Annotated in this window: 14 protein-coding genes; 13 read left to right on the top strand and 1 reads right to left on the bottom strand. The window is 70.3% G+C overall.

Going from position 1 to position 15,784, the window contains the following annotated elements; genetic code table 11:
* Positions 1–7 precede the first annotated feature (7 nt).
* The 7 genes from KXR53_RS08500 to KXR53_RS08470 all read left to right on the top strand — a co-directional run bounded on the left by KXR53_RS08500 (position 8) and on the right by KXR53_RS08470 (position 8,277).
* Complete coding sequence (locus KXR53_RS08500; RefSeq protein ID WP_437374679.1) at positions 8–856, top strand: carbohydrate ABC transporter permease; 849 nt, start codon at positions 8–10, stop codon at positions 854–856.
* Positions 853–1,701: a carbohydrate ABC transporter permease gene (locus tag KXR53_RS08495; protein ID WP_437374678.1), complete on the top strand. Its 849-nt coding sequence runs from the start codon at positions 853–855 to the stop codon at positions 1,699–1,701. Before KXR53_RS08500 ends, KXR53_RS08495 begins: the two co-directional genes overlap by 4 nt.
* Positions 1,702–1,715: 14 nt before the next feature.
* Complete coding sequence (locus tag KXR53_RS08490) at positions 1,716–2,756, top strand: ABC transporter ATP-binding protein (protein WP_437374677.1); 1,041 nt, start codon at positions 1,716–1,718, stop codon at positions 2,754–2,756.
* Positions 2,757–2,784: 28 nt separating this feature from the next.
* The gene (locus tag KXR53_RS08485) at positions 2,785–4,074 is read left to right on the top strand and encodes an amylo-alpha-1,6-glucosidase (protein ID WP_437374676.1); all 1,290 of its coding nucleotides are present in this window, start codon (positions 2,785–2,787) and stop codon (positions 4,072–4,074) included.
* A gap of 2 nt (positions 4,075–4,076) precedes the next feature.
* Positions 4,077–5,126, top strand: coding sequence for a zinc-binding dehydrogenase (locus tag KXR53_RS08480; RefSeq protein WP_437374675.1), 1,050 nt, complete (start codon positions 4,077–4,079; stop codon positions 5,124–5,126).
* Positions 5,123–6,109 (top strand): Gfo/Idh/MocA family protein, encoded by a 987-nt coding sequence (locus KXR53_RS08475; protein WP_437374674.1) that lies wholly within the window; start codon positions 5,123–5,125, stop codon positions 6,107–6,109. The genes KXR53_RS08480 and KXR53_RS08475 overlap by 4 nt, the downstream gene beginning before the upstream one ends.
* Positions 6,110–6,450: 341 nt before the next feature.
* Positions 6,451–8,277 carry a glycoside hydrolase family 36 protein gene (locus KXR53_RS08470; RefSeq protein WP_437374673.1) on the top strand — a complete coding sequence of 609 codons (1,827 nt, stop codon included), beginning with the start codon at positions 6,451–6,453 and terminating at the stop codon, positions 8,275–8,277.
* Between the two features lie 119 nt (positions 8,278–8,396).
* Here the strand turns inward: KXR53_RS08470 and KXR53_RS08465 are convergent, their stop codons facing one another.
* Entirely contained in the window at positions 8,397–9,086 is a 690-nt protein-coding gene (locus KXR53_RS08465; RefSeq protein ID WP_437374672.1) for a GntR family transcriptional regulator, read from the bottom strand.
* Between the two features lie 156 nt (positions 9,087–9,242).
* Here KXR53_RS08465 and KXR53_RS08460 point away from each other — a divergent pair, with 156 nt between their 5' ends.
* The 6 genes from KXR53_RS08460 (at position 9,243) to KXR53_RS08435 (ending at position 15,752) form a co-directional block, all read left to right on the top strand.
* Positions 9,243–10,280: a 4-hydroxythreonine-4-phosphate dehydrogenase PdxA gene (locus tag KXR53_RS08460; RefSeq protein WP_437374671.1), complete on the top strand. Its 1,038-nt coding sequence runs from the start codon at positions 9,243–9,245 to the stop codon at positions 10,278–10,280.
* A 39-nt stretch (positions 10,281–10,319) separates the two neighbouring features.
* Positions 10,320–11,303, top strand: coding sequence for a Bug family tripartite tricarboxylate transporter substrate binding protein (locus KXR53_RS08455; RefSeq protein ID WP_437374670.1), 984 nt, complete (start codon positions 10,320–10,322; stop codon positions 11,301–11,303).
* Between the two features lie 198 nt (positions 11,304–11,501).
* On the top strand, positions 11,502–12,005 hold the full coding sequence (locus KXR53_RS08450; protein ID WP_437374669.1) for a tripartite tricarboxylate transporter TctB family protein: 504 nt from the start codon (positions 11,502–11,504) through the stop codon (positions 12,003–12,005).
* Between the two features lie 16 nt (positions 12,006–12,021).
* Positions 12,022–13,539: a tripartite tricarboxylate transporter permease gene (locus KXR53_RS08445; protein ID WP_437374668.1), complete on the top strand. Its 1,518-nt coding sequence runs from the start codon at positions 12,022–12,024 to the stop codon at positions 13,537–13,539.
* 21 nt (positions 13,540–13,560) lie between these two features.
* On the top strand, positions 13,561–14,847 hold the full coding sequence (locus KXR53_RS08440; protein ID WP_437374667.1) for an MFS transporter: 1,287 nt from the start codon (positions 13,561–13,563) through the stop codon (positions 14,845–14,847).
* On the top strand, positions 14,844–15,752 hold the full coding sequence (locus KXR53_RS08435) for an amidohydrolase family protein (RefSeq protein ID WP_437374666.1): 909 nt from the start codon (positions 14,844–14,846) through the stop codon (positions 15,750–15,752). Before KXR53_RS08440 ends, KXR53_RS08435 begins: the two co-directional genes overlap by 4 nt.
* The last annotated feature ends 32 nt before the right edge of the window (positions 15,753–15,784 follow it).

The raw sequence follows: 15,784 nt of genomic DNA, 5'->3' as shown, positions 1-15,784 counted from the left end.
GCCCGCCATGAGCGATGCCCGCGTCCTGCCCTATATCCTGCTGGCCCCGGCCGCCATCTTCCTGGTCGCCTTCTTCCTGGTGCCCTTCGGCCAGGTGGCGGTCGAGGCCTTCACCCAGTACGGCCAACTGTCCTTCGGCAATTTCCGGTCGATCGCCAGCGACTGGAAGTTCTGGCCGGCGGTGCGCAACACCTTCGTGCTGACCCTCATCCTGGTGCCGCTGCAGATCGCCCTGGCGCTGGCGATGGCCAGCCTGGTGATGGCGCTGAAGAGCGGCCGCGACGTGGCGCTCTACATCTTCACCATCCCGCTCGGCATCTCCGACCTCGCCGCCGGGCTGATCTGGCTCGCCATCCTGGAGCAGAACGGCTTCCTCAACAGCGTCCTCTACTATGTCGGGCTCTTGCCCGGCCCGAAGCTGCTGCTGAGCTATCAGAGCATCGTCGCGCTGTTCGTCGCCATCATCATCGCCGAGCTGTGGCGGGCGACCGCCATCGTGCTGGTCATCCTGGTCGCCGGAATGAGCCTGATCCCGAAGGAATACTACGAGGCGGCGGAGGTGTTCGGCGCCAGCCCGTGGAAGCGCTTCGTCCGGATCACCCTGCCGCTGCTGCGGCCCAGCCTGCAGACCGCGCTGATCCTGCGCACCATCCTGGCCTTCGAGGTCTTCGCCATCGTCATGGTGCTGGCCGGCAACAACCTGCCGATCCTGATGGGCGAGACCTTCAACTGGCAGTTCGCGCTGCAGGACCGCGAGGGTGCGGCGGCCTACGCCATGGTGATCCTCGGCATCTCGATCGCCTTCACCCTCTTCTTCCTGTGGGCGCTGGGCGAGAGGAAGGAGGCCGCCCGATGACCGCGACCACGCCCGACACCGTCGCCGTCCCCGCCGCGCCGGCCGCCGTGCCCGGCCGCTGGGGGATCCGGATCTCGACCCTCGTGCTCTGCCTCTGGGTGCTCGTCCCGCTCTATCTCCTCGCGGTCAACGCCTTCAATTCGCGCGCGGCGGTCACCGGCTGGCCGAAGGCCTTCGTCCCGACCTTCGATGTCGACAGCCTGTCCTTCTTCTGGAACTACGCCGGCGTCGCCCGGGCGCTGCTGAACTCGGTGCTCGTCGCCGGGCTGACCATGCTGCTGTCGATCGGCATCGGCGCCCCGGCCGGCTACGCCCTGGCGCGCTTCCGCTTCCGCGGCAAGGGCAGCTTCCGCCTGCTGGTGCTGATGACCCGGGCCTTCCCGCTGCCGCTGCTGGCCCTGCCGCTGGCGGTGTTCTACATCCGCACCGGGCTCGACGACACGATCTGGGGCCTGGCCCTGATCCACACGGTGCTGGCGCTGCCCTTCGCCATCCTGATCACCTACTCCCTGTTCATGAGCATCCCGGTGGAGCTGGAGGAGGCCGCCTGGACGCTCGGCTGCACGAGGGTCCAGGCCTTCCTCAAGATCGTGGTGCCGCTGGCCCTGCCGGGCATCGCGGCATCCGGCGTCTTCGCCTTCGTCACCTCCTGGAACGAGGTGTTCGCGGCCTCGGTGCTGACCATCCAGAACCAGACCCTTACCGCTTTCCTGCTGACCAGCCTGGACGTCTCGCCACTGCCCCTGAAATTCGCGGGGGCGCTGGTGCTGGTGCTGCCGGCGCTGGTCTTCCTGTTCCTCGTCCGCAAGTACCTGTTCTCCCTCTGGGGCATCGCCAACCGCTGACCGGAGATCCCGATATGGCAGACATCGACATCAAGGGCGTCGAGAAGCGGTTCGGCAGCTACACCGCGCTGCACGCCATCGACCTCACCATCCGCGACCAGGAGTTCCTGGTGCTACTCGGCGCGTCCGGCTGCGGGAAGACGACGCTCCTGCGCATCATCGCCGGCCTCGAGACCGCGACCAGCGGCGAGGTGCGGATCGGCGGCCGGCGGGTCGACGGCCTGGCGCCGCGCGACCGCGGCATCGCCATGGTGTTCCAGAACTACGCCGTGTTCCCGCATATGACGGTGTTCGAGAACATCGCCTTCGGCCTGCGCATGAAGAAGATGCCGGAGGCGGATGTCGCCCGGAAGGTCAGGCGCGCGGCCGAGCTGATGCACATCGAACAGCTGCTGCAGCGCTATTCCGGCCAGCTTTCGGGCGGGCAGCGGCAGCGCGTCGCCGTGGCCCGGGCGCTGGCGGTCGAGCCCGCCGTGCTGCTGATGGACGAGCCGCTGTCCAATCTCGACGCCTTGCTCCGCCTCGAGATGCGGGCCGAGCTGAAGGGCGTGCTGCAGGAGAGCAAGACCACGACCATCTACGTGACCCACGACCAGGTGGAGGCGATGAGCCTGGCCGACCGCATCGCGGTCATGAACCAGGGGCGTATCGTCCAGGCGGCCCCAGCGACCGAGGTCTATGCCGATCCGGCGGACCGCTTCGTCGGCAGCTTCATCGGCAACCCGCCGATGAACTTCCTGCCCGCCGAGCCGAACGGCGCCGGCATCAAGGTCGCCGGCCTGACGCTCGAGCCGCCCAAGACCCCGGCCGGCCGCATCGAGTTCGGCATCCGCCCCGAGGATGTCGAGATCCGCGCCGACGGACTGTCCGGCGCCGTCCGCGTGGTCGAGCCGCTGGGCCCGCACAAGCTGCTGACCCTCGACGTCGGCGGCCATCGCTTCCGCGCCGTGGTCGACAACGAGCACGCGGTCGAGCCCGGCCAGCCGATCAGCCTGCGGCCGAAGCCCGGCCGCGTGCGCTGGTTCGACGCCGAGACCGGCCACGCCATCCAGTGAATCTTCTCCCCTCCCACCGGAGCCTCCCGTGACCGCCTTCGACGACCACACCGCCTTCGCGCGCGCGGCGACCGTCCTGTCCGAGAATGATCGCGGCAGCTACACCGTGCCGACCAAGGGCCTGTACCCGTTCCAGTGGAACTGGGATTCCTGCCTGACCGCGCTGGGCCAGCGGCATATCGACGAGGGCCGCGCCTGGACCGAGATCGAGACCCTGGCCGCCCATCAATGGCCGGACGGGATGATCCCGCACATCGTCTTCCATGTTTACGACGACGGCTATTTCCCCGGCCCGGATGTCTGGAACACCGGCCGGCCGACTCCGACCTCCGGCATCACCCAGCCGCCGGTGATGGGCTTCGTGCTGCGGCGCCTCTACGAGGAGGCGAAGGACAAGGTGCTGGCCGAGGAGAAGGCGCGGGCGCTGATCGGCGCGGCCGATTCCTGGCACCGCTGGTTCTATGCCGCCCGCGACCCGCAGGGCACCGGCCTGGTCGCCATCCTGCACCCCTGGGAATCGGGCCGCGACAACTCGGTCGACTGGGACGAAGCGCTGGCGCGCGTTCCGACCGATGGGGTCGAACCCTATCAGCGCCGCGACACCAGCCATGTCGATCCCTCGCAGCGCCCGCACAAGGCGGAGTACGACCGCTATCTCTGGCTGGTGCAGCGCTTCCGCGGCCTCGGCTGGGACAATGCGAAGCTGCACGACGCCTCGCCCTTCCAGGTGGTCGACCCCGGCTTCAACGCCATCCTGATCCGCTCCGACGAGGACATCGCGGCGCTGGGCGAGGCCTTCGGGATGACAGGGCTCGCCGCCGCCGCGCGGGCCCGGGCGGCCAAGGCCCGCGCCGCCTTCGACCGGCTGTGGAGCGAGGAGCACGGCCAGTATCTCTGCCTCGACCGCACCACCGACACGCTGATCGAGAGCCGCACCGTGGGCGGGTTTCTGCCGCTGTTCGCGGGCCTCGGCACGCCCGAGCGGCAGCGGGCGCTGGCCGCCCGCATCGCCGAGTGGCGCGGCAGGACCCGCTTCGGCATCGCCAGCCACGACCCGGCCGATCCGCGCTTCGAGCCGAAGCGCTACTGGCGCGGGCCGGCCTGGCTGATCGTCAACTACCTGGTCGCCGACGGCCTCGCCCGCTGCGGCCTGGCCGAGGCCGCCGACGCCGTGCACGAGGACAGCCTGAGGCTGATCGCGGGCGGCTTTGCCGAATACTACGACCCCGTCACCGGCGAGGGGCTGGGCGGCGGCAACTTCACCTGGACCGCGGCGATGGTCGCCGAGCTGGTGCGGAAGCGGGCGAAGGCCGCCTGACCATGCCGACCGCCCTCCTGCTGCGCGGCCCGCGTGCGCTGGATTTCGAGAGCTTCGAGCACCCGCCGATCGGCCCGGAGGAGGTGCGGATCCGCACCCTCTTTTCCGGCGTCAGCGCCGGCACCGAGCTGTCGCAGTACCGCGGCTCCAACCCCTTCATGGCCAAACGCTGGGACGAGGCGAGCCGGCTGTTCCGCGCCGCCGACACGCCGAGCTGGGACTATCCCGTGCGCAACCTGGGCTATGAGGAGGCGGGCGAGATCGTCGAGGTCGGGCGCGAGGTGTCCGACCTGCGGCCGGGCCAGCGCGTCTACGGCACCTGGGGCCACCGCACCCATCATGTCGCCGCGCGGGACGCCGTGATCGGCCGGCTGCTGCCCGAGGCCGCCGACCCGCGGATCGGCATCTTCTCCCATATCGGCGCCGTGGCGCTGAACGGCGTCCACGACGCCGAGATCCGGATCGGCGATGTCGTCGTGGTCTTCGGCCTCGGCGTGCCCGGCCAGATCGTGGCGCAGGCGGCGCGCGCCTCCGGCGCCGAGGTGATCGGCGTCGACCCGGTGGCGTCACGGCGCGAGATGGCGCTGCTGCTGGGCGCTTCGGAGGTGCTCGACCCTGCCGTGGGTTCGGTTGCGGAGATCGTCAAAGAGCGGACCGGCGGGCGCGGCGCGGATGTGGCGATCGAGGTCTCCGGCGTTCCGGCCGCGCTGGCCGAGGCGATCCGGACGGTGGCCTATTCGGCCCGGGTCGTCGCGCTCGGCTTCTTCCAGGGTGAGGCGCGCGGCCTGTTCCTGGGCGAGGAGTTCCACCACAACCGGGTGCAACTGGTCTGCTCGCAGATCTCCGGCGTCGCCCCGGGCGCGAGCTATCGCTGGTCGAAGCTGCGGCTGTGGCAGACGGCGGTGCGGCTGCAGCATGAGGGCCGGCTGAACCTGCTGCCCCTGATCACGGAAGAGGTGCCGTTCCGGCAGGCGCCCGAGCTGTTCGAGCGGCTGGACCGCGGCGATCCGGACACGCTGCAGACCGTGCTGACCTTCGGAGACGAGACATGAGGCCGCTGCGGATCGGCATTCTCGGCGCCGGCGGCATCGCCGCCCGCCACGCCGCGGCGATCGCCGCCTATCCGGAGGCGGCCACCCTTGTCGCCTGCTGCGGCCGCGACCCGGACAAGGCCAGCGCCTTCGCCGCCCAGCACGGCGGCCGGGCCTATGCCGAGCGCGAGCGCATGCTGGACGAGGCGGAGCTCGACATCCTGATCGTTGCCCTGCCGCCCTTCGCCCATTCCGACGAGGTCGAGAGCGCCGCGCGGCGCGGCATCCACCTGCTGCTGGAGAAGCCGATCGCGCTGGAGGGCGACCATGCCGACCGCATGGTGGCGGCCGCCGAGGCCGCAAGCATCATGACCCAGGTCGGCTTCATGGGCCGCTTCGGCGCCGCGGTCGAGCGCTGGGCGGAGCTGGCCGCGGCCGGCGCCACCGGCCGGCCCGGCCTCTACTCCGCCCGCTTCCACTGCAACGCGCTGCACGCGCCCTGGTGGCGGGAGAAGCAAAAATCCGGCGGGCAGATGGTGGAGCAGCTGATCCACATGATCGACCTGGCGCGGTACCTTCTGGGCGACCCAGCGACGGTCTATGCCCGCACCGCGACCTTCTTCCACCGCGGCGTCGAGCGCTACGACAGCGACGACCTGAGCGCCATGCTGCTGGGCTATGACGACGGCCGCGTCGCCCTCTTGAACGCCACCAACGGCGCCGTGCCCGGCCGCTGGGAGAAGGAGATCCATCTGGTGGCCGAGCGGATGACCGGCCATTTCACCGACTGGAACACCGCGACGCTGACCCGCACCGCGGGCGAGCCGGCGGCGGAGCGCATCGCCGAGACGCGCGACGTCTTCGCCGCGCAGCTGCTGGACCTGGTCGATGCGATCCGCGGCGACCGCCCGGCCCGCACCCCGATCCGCGACGGCGCCCGGTCGCTGCACCTGGCGCTGGCGGCGCTGCGCTCGGCGGAGGAGCGGAGGGAGGTGGCGTTTTGACCAACCGTCATGGCGAGCGAAGCGTGGCCATGCAGTTCTTCAGCCGCAGTGCGTGGTGGCGACAGGCTGGATGGCCACGGCGCTGCGCGCCTCGCCATGACGTGTTTTGGTTGAAGCGATGAACCCGGACTGGCGGGACCTGTATCCCGATTTGATCTAGAGAGCAGGCCCATGCCCCCACACCGTCATGGCGAGCGAAGCGTGGCCATCCAGTCCCGCGGCCGGAACAGGCTCAACCATCCTGGATGGCCACGCCCCTTCGGGGCTCGCCATGACGGGTTAAAAATTCCTGCCATCCGCATAAGAGATCATCGTTCAAGCCCGAGGGCGGAGAAGACCTGATGCAATTCGACGCCGACGCCCTGGCCTTCCGAGGCTCCACCGTTCGCCTTTCGGAGATCGTGCCGGTCGTCGACGGCGTGGTCGTCGGAGGGATGCCGGCCATGCGGCAGGAGGCCGGGAGTTGGGCTGCCGAATGGCCGGCCGAGGGCGGCCGCTTTCGGCTGGAGATCGAGCGCCGTGACTTCGGCCGCACGCCCGGCTTTGCTTTCCGCTTCGTCCTCGACGGCCGAGCCCCTGGTCAGCTCTCCGCCCTCGGCATCGAGATCGGCCGCGTCGGGCCGGCCCGCGCCTTCCTGCGCACCGGCTATCACAGCTGGGACGGCAGCTTCTTCGTCACGTCCGAGCGCCTCGCTTCCGGAGACGAGAAGGCCCGGACCGGCTATGCCATGACCCAGCTGCTGCCGCGCGAGGGCGACGGCGGCGTGGTGATCGGCGCGCTGCGCCATGACCGGTTCCAGCACCGCTTCGGCTATCGACCGGCGGAAGACGGCTTCGCGGTCGTCATCGAGACTCTCTGGGACCACGCCCCGCACGGCGGCAACGCCGTCTCCCAATGGTTCGCGCTGTTCGAGCATGCGGAGGTGGAGGAAGGGCTGTGCGCCTGGGCCTGGATGGTGGCGGAGGCTTCGCCACTACCGCCGCGCATCTCGGAAGAGCGCATCACCGGCTGGTGCTCCTGGTACAACCTCTATGCCGCGATCACCGAGGAGAACCTCCTCGACCATCTCGAGGGCGCGCGACGGGCGAAGGCGGAGGGCCTGCCGCTGCGCGTCTTCCAGATCGACGACGGCTTCACGCCGGAGATGGGCGACTGGCTGGAGGTGAAGCCGCAATTCCCGCGCGGCATGGCGCCGCTGCTGGCCGACATCGCCGCCGCCGGCTTCGTCCCCGGCCTGTGGATCGCGCCGTTCCTGGTCGGCAACCGCAGCCGCCTCTACCGCGACCATCCCGACTGGGTGGTGCGCCAGCGCGACCGTGACGAACCGCTGGTCTATTCGAAATTTTACGGCGAGTTCCGCTGGCACAAGCGCAGCGAGGAATACCACGTCCTCGACGTCACCCACCCCGAAGCGGAAGCCTATATCCGCACGGTGTTCCGCACCTGGGCGCGAGACTGGGGCTGCCGCTACTTCAAGACCGACTTCATGAATGCGGGGTCGGACTACGGCCCCGACCGCGCGCGCTGGCACCGGGACGGGCTGACCCGGATCGAGGTCTGGATGCGGATGGCCCGGCTGATCCGCGAGGAGATCGGCGGCGCGCTGTGGCTCGGCTGCGGCTCGCCGATTTTCGCGCCCGTCGGACTGGTCGACGCCGTCCGCATCGGCCGCGACATCGGCGTGTCCTGGAGCGGCCACCAGTCGGCGGAATCGCTGCTGCGCGACCAGACCACCCGCAGCTTCGCCAACGGCATCCTGTGGCAGGCGGACCCGGACTGCATCCTGCTGCGTGACCGCTTCCACGAGCTGTCGGACACCGAGGTCGAATCCCTGGCGCTGTTCGCCGGCCTCGCCGGCGGCGTGCTGATGACCAGCGACCATCTCGGCGAGATTTCTTCCGCACGCAGGGCGTTGCTGCGCCGGCTGCTGGCCGACGGCCGGGCCCGGCCCTGCGACTTCCCGCGCCTCGGCGCCGCCGTCGGCCGGCCGGATCCGGACGGGCTCGGCGACCTGATCGTACAGCGGGTGCGCGGCCTCCCGGACGGCGACCGGGTCAGCCTGTTCAACGCCAGCGACCGGCCGTTCGAGGGTACGGTGCCGGCCTCCGTCACCGGAGGAGCCTCCCGCACCGTCTCGCTGCGCCCACACGAGACGCGGGTGCTGTAGCCTGCCCTCTTCGTCATCGCGAGGAGCGAAGCGACGCGGCGATCCAGCGACACCGCCCTCTGGATGGCCACGCCCCTTCGGGGCTCGCCATGACGGTTTAATGTGTCTGGCAGCAGCCCTCAGATCGCGTCGCGGACTCTGTTCCAGCTCTCCGCCATATGGCGGCTGAGGATCGCGGCCAGGCGGTCCGGGTCCCGGGCTTCGAGGGCGGCGATCATCTCCTCGTGATCGGCCACCGCCGCGGCCCATTTCTCCTCGCTGCCGTTGCCGATGAAGCGGATCCGCTTCAGCCGCGACTGCAGGATGCCGTGCACTGTCGCCAGCGCCGCGTTGCCGGACAGGCGCAGGATGGCGGAGTGGATGGCCTGGTTGAGCTTGAAATACTCCAGCCGCTCGCGCCGGCGGTAATGCTCCAGCATCCGGTCGTGCAGGTCGCGGACCTCGCGGATTCCGGCATCCGAGGCTTCGGCGCAGGCCAGCCGGCCGGCTTCGGCCTCCAGGAGGCCGAGCACCGCCAGCATGTCTTGCACCTCCTTGGCGGAGAAGCGCTTGACCACCGCGCCGCGGCCGGGGACCAGGTCCAAGAGCCCTTCGCTGGCGAGGTATTTCAGCGCCTCGCGCAGAGGCGTGCGGGACACGCCGAGCTGCGCCCCGAGTTGCCCTTCATGGATGCGCGCGCCGGGCGGCAGCACCCCTTCGATGATCATGTCGCGGACGCGGTTGACGATCTGGTCGTGCAGCGACGGGCGGGCGATCGGACCGCCCGGGCTGTCGGCGAACTCCACCTCGTCCTGCAGGTCCAGTCTCATCCCGTCCTCGTGCCGCGTCGTCCAGCGGCCTCAAGCATGGCGAAGAACCCGCGCCGACGCAATCTGCGCATTCTGCATGCAGAGTGCAGCATGCTTGATGTGTGCATGCATGACTGATACGGTGGCCCCAGAAGCAAGAAGATTTTGGGGAGCACCGTGGCAGCCCAGCCCGACATCCGGCCGACCGAGGCCTCCAGCCGTCCCGTCATCGCCCTGGCCATGGGCGATCCCGCCGGCATCAGCCCGGAGCTGACCGCCCGGCTGCTGGCGCTGGACGAGATCCGCGCCGCGGCCCGATTCGTGGTGTTCGGCGACCGCCGGATCCTCGATGCTGGGGCGCGGGTGGCCGACGTGGCGCTGGACCTGGAGGTGGTCACGGACGAGACGGCGCCGGGCGACCGGCCGGTGCTGGTCGACCTCGGCAACCTCGACCCGGCCGAGGTGACGCCGCGCGAGGCGACGCTGGCGGGCGGGAGGTTCGCGTCCGAGAACTTCCGCCGGGCGCTGACGCTGGCGGCGTCAGGCGGGGCCGACGCCGTGTGCTTCACGCCGTTCAACAAGCAGGCGATGCGCTATGCGTATCCCGGCTACGACGACGAGATCCGCTTCGTCGCGGACGCCATAGGCTGGTCCGGCGCCGCCCGCGAATTCAACATCCTGGACACGATCTGGAACGCGCGGGTCACCTCGCACATCCCGCTGTCGGCCGTGGCCGCGGCGATCACCGCGGACGGCATCCGGGCCGAGCTGGCGCTGACCGCCGACTGCCTGCGCGCCGCCGGGATCGACCGGCCGCGCATCGCCGTGGCCGGGCTGAACCCGCATGCCGGCGACGGCGGCAATTTCGGGCGCGAGGAGATCGAGGTGATCGGCCCGGCGGTGCGCGCCGCGGCGGCGGAGGGCCTGGACGTCCTCGGCCCCTACCCGGCCGACACCGTCTTCCTGCGGGCGCCGAAGGAAGGCTGCCACGCGGTGCTGACCATGTATCACGACCAAGGGCAGATCGCGATGAAGCTGATGGGCTTCGACCGCGGCGTCACCATGCTGGGCGGCTTCCCCTTCCCGATCTGCACCCCCGCCCACGGCACCGCCTACGACATCGCCGGACAAGGCATCGCCGATATCGGCGCCAGCCGCGCCGCGGTGCTGCTGGCCGCCCGGATGGTGGCCCGGAGACGTGCCCCGGCCGGCTGACCCGGCCCGTCAACCACAAGCAAGGGGAGGAGAACGAAGATGCTCAAGACACTGACCCTGGCGCTGGCCGCGCTGCTGCCGGTGGCGTCCGCCCAGGCCTGGGAACCCCAGAAGCCGATCGAATTCGTCGTCACCTCCGGCCCCGGCGGCGGCACCGACAACTTCGCCCGCGCCGTGCAGGCGATCATCGTCAAGCACAAGCTGGTGGACCGGCCGATCATCGTCACCAACAAGGGCGGCGGCAGCGGCGCCGAGGGCTTCGTCTACGGCAAAGGTTCCGCGGGCGACGCCCACAAGCTGGTGTTCGGCACCAACAACGAATACCTGCTGCCCTTCGTCGCCAACCTGCCCTACGCGCCGGAGGACCTGACGCCGGTGGCGGCGATGGCGATGGACGAGTTCGTGCTGTGGGTCAATGGCGAGTCGCCGTACAAGTCGGCGGCGGACCTGCTGGCCGCGGCCAAGGAGAAGCCGGGCGCGCTCAAATTCGGCGGCAGCCAGTCCAAGGATGTCGACCAGACCCTGGTCACCATGATCGGCGATGCCACCGGCACCCGCTTCACCTACATCCCGTTCAAGAGCGGCAACGAGGCCGCGGTGCAGCTGGCCGGCGGCCATATCGACGGCAACACCAACAACCCGAACGAGAATCGCGGCCAGTGGCAGGCCGGGATGGTGCGGCCGCTCTGCGTCTTCGCCACCCAGCGCCTGCCGGCTGGCCCGAAGGTGTCCGGCGATCTCGGCTGGGCCGACATTCCGCTGTGCCGCGACGAGGGCATCCCGATCGACAGCTATCAGATGCCGCGCGCCGTCTGGCTGCCCGGCGGCGTGCCGACGGAGGCGACGGCCTTCTACACCGACCTGCTGCGCAAGGTCAGCGAGACGCCGGAATGGCAGGACTACCTGACCAAGAGCTCGCAGAGCGGCCGGTTCCTGACCGGTGAGGAATGGCAGGCCTATATCCGCGCCGAGCAGGACCGGGTGCGCGCGGTCTACCAGAAGCAGGGCTGGCTCGCCGGCTGACGGAGGGCGCTTCTCCGCAAGGTGAGACTTCTCAGAACTCCCCACACCGTCATTGCGAGCGCAGCGAAGCAATCCAGGGCCGCTCGCACCGACCCCTGGATTGCTTCGTCGGCTTCGCCTCCTCGCAATGACGATGAGGGATGGGTGTTTTGAAAAGGTCTCGCAAGGAGAGAAGAACTAGGAAAGGGCACGACGGTCATGTCTGAACGTCATAGGCCTGAAGGCGGCGGCATCTCCCGCTTCGCGATGGAATGCGCGGCCGCCGCGGCCACCGGCGCGGTCGGCGCCGCGGTCACGGTCGGCGGGCTGCAGAGCGGCATCGGCTGGAACGAGGCGGGGCCCGAGCCCGGGACCTTCCCCTTCGCCGTCGGCCTGATCATCGTCGCCGGCAGCCTGGGCACCCTGGTCCAGGCTCTGCTGTCGCGTGACGGCACGGTGTTCCTGGACGGCGTGCGGTTGCGCCGGGTGGCCGCCTTCTTCGGGCCGATGGCGGCCTTCGTCGCGCTGTCCATCCCGCTCGGCCTCTACGTCGCCTCCGCCCTCTACCTGGCCGGGGTGATGGTGCTGCAGGGCGGCTATCGGCTGCGCAGCGCCGTGCCGGTCGGGCTCGGCGTCGCCATCCTGCTGTGGCTGGTGTTCGAGACCTGGTTCCAGGTGCCGCTGCTGAAGGGCCCGGTCGAGGCCTGGCTCGGCCTCGCCTGACATCCGGAGATCCCCCGTGGACAACCTCGCCCATCTCGTCGACGGCTTCGGCACGGTGCTGAGCGGCTATCATCTGATGCTGATGGTGCTGGGCGTGATGCTCGGCATCCTGGTCGGGGTGCTGCCCGGCCTGGGCGCGCCGAACGGCGTGTCGCTGCTGCTGCCGCTGACCTTCGCCATGGACCCGGTCTCGGCCATCATCCTGCTGAGCTGCATGTACTGGGGCGCGCTGTTCGGCGGGTCGACCACCTCGATCCTGTTCAACATCCCGGGCGAGCCGTCCTCGGTCGCCACCACCTTCGACGGCTACCCGATGGCCCGGGCGGGCCAGGCGGCGCGGGCGCTGACCCTGGCCTTCCTGTCGGCCGGGATCGGCGCCCTGGCCGGGGTGGTGGTCATCACCCTGCTGTCCGGCTGGGTGGCGAAGTTCGCGCTGCGCTTCAGCTCGCCGGAATTCTTCGCCGTCTACTTCCTGGCCTTCGCCTCCTTCGTCGGCATGGGCAGCGGCTCGCCGGTGAAGACCATCGTGTCGATGATGCTGGGCTTCGCTTTCGCCACGGTCGGGATGGACACCGTCTCCGGCAACCTGCGGCTGACCTTCGGCCTGGCCGACCTGATCAAGGGCATCAGCTTCCTGGTCGCGGTGATCGGGCTGTTCGGCATCGGCGAGCTGATCCTCACCATGGAGGAAGGGCTGCGCTTCGACGGCATCCGCGCCCGGGTCGGACTGCGCGACGTCGGCCGCGCTATGCGCGAGTTGCCGCGGCAATGGCTGGCGCTGCTGCGCAGCGTGCTGGTCGGCTGCTGGATGGGCATCACCCCCGGCGGGCCGACCGCCGCCAGCTTCATGAGCTACGGCCTGGCCCGGCGCTTCGCCCGCCGCAAGGAGGGCTTCGGCAAGGGCGACCCGGCCGGCATCGTCTCGCCCGAGGCCGCGGACCATTCCGCCGGCACCTGCGCCATCCTACCGATGCTGGCGCTCGGCGTGCCCGGATCGGCCACCGCCGCGGTGATGATGGGCGGGCTGATGATCTGGGGCCTGACGCCCGGCCCGATGCTGTTCATCGACCAGCCGGATTTCGTCTGGGGCCTGATCGCCAGCATGTATCTGGGCAATGTCGTCGCCGTCGCCCTGGTGCTGGCGACCGTGCCGGTGTTCAGCGCCATCCTGCGCATCCCCTTCGCCGTGATCGGGCCGGTGATCGTGGTGGTGTGCTTCGCCGGCGCCTACACCGTCGCCAACTCGCCCTTCGACATGGGGCTGGTGCTGGCCTTCGGCATCGCCGGCTACGTCTTCAAGCGGCTGGACTACCCGATCGCCCCCCTGGTGCTCGCCATGGTGCTGGGCGACAAGGCGGAGGACGCGTTCCGCCAGTCGATGATCATGTCGGGCGGCGACCTGTCGGTGTTCTGGTCGAACGCCCTGGTCGGCAGCATCACCACGCTGGGCCTCGTCATGCTGGCCTGGCCGCTGATCGGCCGTGCCCTCGGCGCGGCGCGGCCGGGCCGACTGTTCCGCATTCGCACGAACTGAGAACCGCCTCGGGAGGACGCGATGGCGCAGATCGGGATCACGGCAGAGCGGGCCGAGGCGCCGACATCGGTGCGCTGGAAGGTGTTCGGCTTCGTCGCGGTGCTGACGGTGATCAACCTGGCCGACCGCACCTCGCTGTCGGTCGGCATGCCGGCGATCGCGCAGGAGCTGGAGCTGTCGCCCGCCATGCAGGGCGTGCTGCTGAGCGCCTTCTTCTGGAGCTACGCGCTGCTGCAGATCCCCGGCGGCTGGCTGATCGACCGGATGGGGCCCAGCCGCATCATCGCCGGGTCGACCCTGCTGTGGGGCGTGTTCCAGACCGCGGCGATGTTCGCGGTGAACGGCTTCACCCTGCTGCTGACCCGGATCGGCCTCGGCGTGTCGGAGGCGCCGCTGTTCCCGGCCGGCGGCAAGCTGAACGCGCTGTGGCTGGCGCCGCAGGAGCGGGCGCGCGGCGCGGTGATCATGGACAGCGGCAGCTATCTCGGCGCCGCGCTGGGCGGGGCCGCCATCGCTTGGCTGATCTACGCGCTCGACTCCTGGCGCCTGGCCTTCGGCATCGCCGGCATCGTCACCATCGCGCTGGGCGTCGCCGCCTGGCGCCTGCTGCGCGACGACCCGGCCGCGCATCCCGGCGTCAACGCCGCCGAGCTGGCGCATATCCGCGCCCCGGCGCCGCAGGAGGCGGCGGAGAAGGGCCGGACCGGCGACGCGGTCGCCGCCCGGGTCGTGGCGCCGATGATGCTGGGCCGCTTCGGCTGGGCGATGATGAATTTCGGCCTCCTGACCTGGGGCCCGAGCTACCTGGCCCAGGCGCGCGGGCTGGACCTGAAGGCGATGGGCGCCGCCACCTTCCTGATCTTCGGCGCCGGCTTCCTGGGCGCCCTGACCGCCGGCTTCCTGGCCGATGCGCTGCAGAAGCGCGGGCTGCGGCGCGGCATCGCCCTGAAGCTGCTGCTGACCATCTCCGGCCTCGGCACCCTGGCCGGCTTCCTGCTGCTGCCGCATGTCGCCGAGGCGGGGACGGCCGTGGCCCTTCTGGCCGCGACCGACTTCCTGCTGTGCTTCGGCAGCCTGTACTGGAGCCTGCCGGCCATGCTGGCGCCACCGGGCAGGGAGGGCACGGTCGGCGGCTTCATGAACTGCGCCGGCAGCGTCGGCGGCATCGTGGTGCCGATCGCCGCCGGGCTGATCCTGCAGGCCACCGGCGCCTATGCCGCGGTGCTGACCTTCTTCGCCGGCTGCGCCGCGACCTATGTGGTCGGCACGCTGGCCATCCCCTTCGCCCGTCGCGGAGCCGCCCGATGACCGAACCGACGCTGTGGACCGGACCGATCGTCGACGCCCACCAGCATTTCTGGGTCCCGGAGGACGGCCACCATCCCTGGCTTCGGCCGGAGGCGCTGATCCCCTTCCGCTACGGCGACTACATGCCGATCAAGCGGCGCTATCTGCCCGAGGACTATGCCGAGGACGCGCGCGGCCACGACATCCGCGCCACCGTCTACATGGAGGCCGAATGGGACCCCGCCGACCCGGTCGGCGAGACCCGCTGGGTGTCGGATCTCGCGGCGCGGACCGGCCGGCCCAACGCCATCATCGCCCAGGGCTGGCTGGACCGGGCGGACTGGCCCGAGGTGCTGCACGCTCAGGCCGCCTTCCCGCTGGTGCGCAGCGTGCGCCACAAGCCGGGCGGGCCGGCGCGGCCGGGCGAGGCGGGGCGCAGCCTGATGGCGGACGAAGGCTGGCGCACCGGCTATGCCCTGCTGGAGGGCGCCGGGCTGCATTTCGACCTGCAGGCCGCCTGGTGGGTGCTGCACGAGGCGGAGGCGCTGGCGCGCGACTTCCCGCGGACGCTGATCGTGCTGAACCACACCGGCCTGCCCGCCGACCGCAGCGAGGAGGGGCTGCGCGGCTGGCACCGGACCATGGCCCGGCTGGCGGAATGGCCGAACGTCGCGGTCAAGATTTCCGGCCTCGGCCGGCCGGGCCAGCCCTGGACCGTCGAGGCCAATGGCTGGATCGTGCGCGAGACGGTGGCGATGTTCGGCCCCGACCGAGCGATGGTCGCCAGCAACTTCCCGGTCGACAGCCTGTGCGGCAGCTTCGACGACATCTTCACCGGCTTCAAACGGATCCTGGCGCCGCTGCCGCCGGCGGACCAGGCGAAGCTGTTCCACGGCACGGCCACTTCGGTGTACCGGCCGGCCTGACCTCAAATCGCTGACGCGATCTCGTGATAAGC

It is taken from the genome of Inquilinus limosus, from assembly GCF_051487185.1.
GTDB lineage: Bacteria > Pseudomonadota > Alphaproteobacteria > DSM-16000 > Inquilinaceae > Inquilinus > Inquilinus limosus_F.
Note: the sequence above shows the minus strand (reverse complement) of the source record. Positions and strands in the feature narration are given on the sequence as shown.

Excerpts from the sequence above, each read along its gene's own strand:
- KXR53_RS08470 (WP_437374673.1), top strand. The coding sequence starts at position 6,451 with ATGCAATTCGACGCCGACGCCCTGGCCTTCCGAGGCTCCACCGTTCGC.
- KXR53_RS08475 (WP_437374674.1), top strand. The coding sequence starts at position 5,123 with ATGAGGCCGCTGCGGATCGGCATTCTCGGCGCCGGCGGCATCGCCGCC.
- KXR53_RS08480 (WP_437374675.1), top strand. The coding sequence starts at position 4,077 with ATGCCGACCGCCCTCCTGCTGCGCGGCCCGCGTGCGCTGGATTTCGAG.
- KXR53_RS08455 (WP_437374670.1), top strand. The coding sequence starts at position 10,320 with ATGCTCAAGACACTGACCCTGGCGCTGGCCGCGCTGCTGCCGGTGGCG.
- KXR53_RS08465 (WP_437374672.1), bottom strand. The coding sequence starts at position 9,086 with ATGAGACTGGACCTGCAGGACGAGGTGGAGTTCGCCGACAGCCCGGGC.
- KXR53_RS08495 (WP_437374678.1), top strand. The coding sequence starts at position 853 with ATGACCGCGACCACGCCCGACACCGTCGCCGTCCCCGCCGCGCCGGCC.
- KXR53_RS08440 (WP_437374667.1), top strand. The coding sequence starts at position 13,561 with ATGGCGCAGATCGGGATCACGGCAGAGCGGGCCGAGGCGCCGACATCG.
- KXR53_RS08450 (WP_437374669.1), top strand. The coding sequence starts at position 11,502 with ATGTCTGAACGTCATAGGCCTGAAGGCGGCGGCATCTCCCGCTTCGCG.
- KXR53_RS08500 (WP_437374679.1), top strand. The coding sequence starts at position 8 with ATGAGCGATGCCCGCGTCCTGCCCTATATCCTGCTGGCCCCGGCCGCC.
- KXR53_RS08435 (WP_437374666.1), top strand. The coding sequence starts at position 14,844 with ATGACCGAACCGACGCTGTGGACCGGACCGATCGTCGACGCCCACCAG.
- KXR53_RS08490 (WP_437374677.1), top strand. The coding sequence starts at position 1,716 with ATGGCAGACATCGACATCAAGGGCGTCGAGAAGCGGTTCGGCAGCTAC.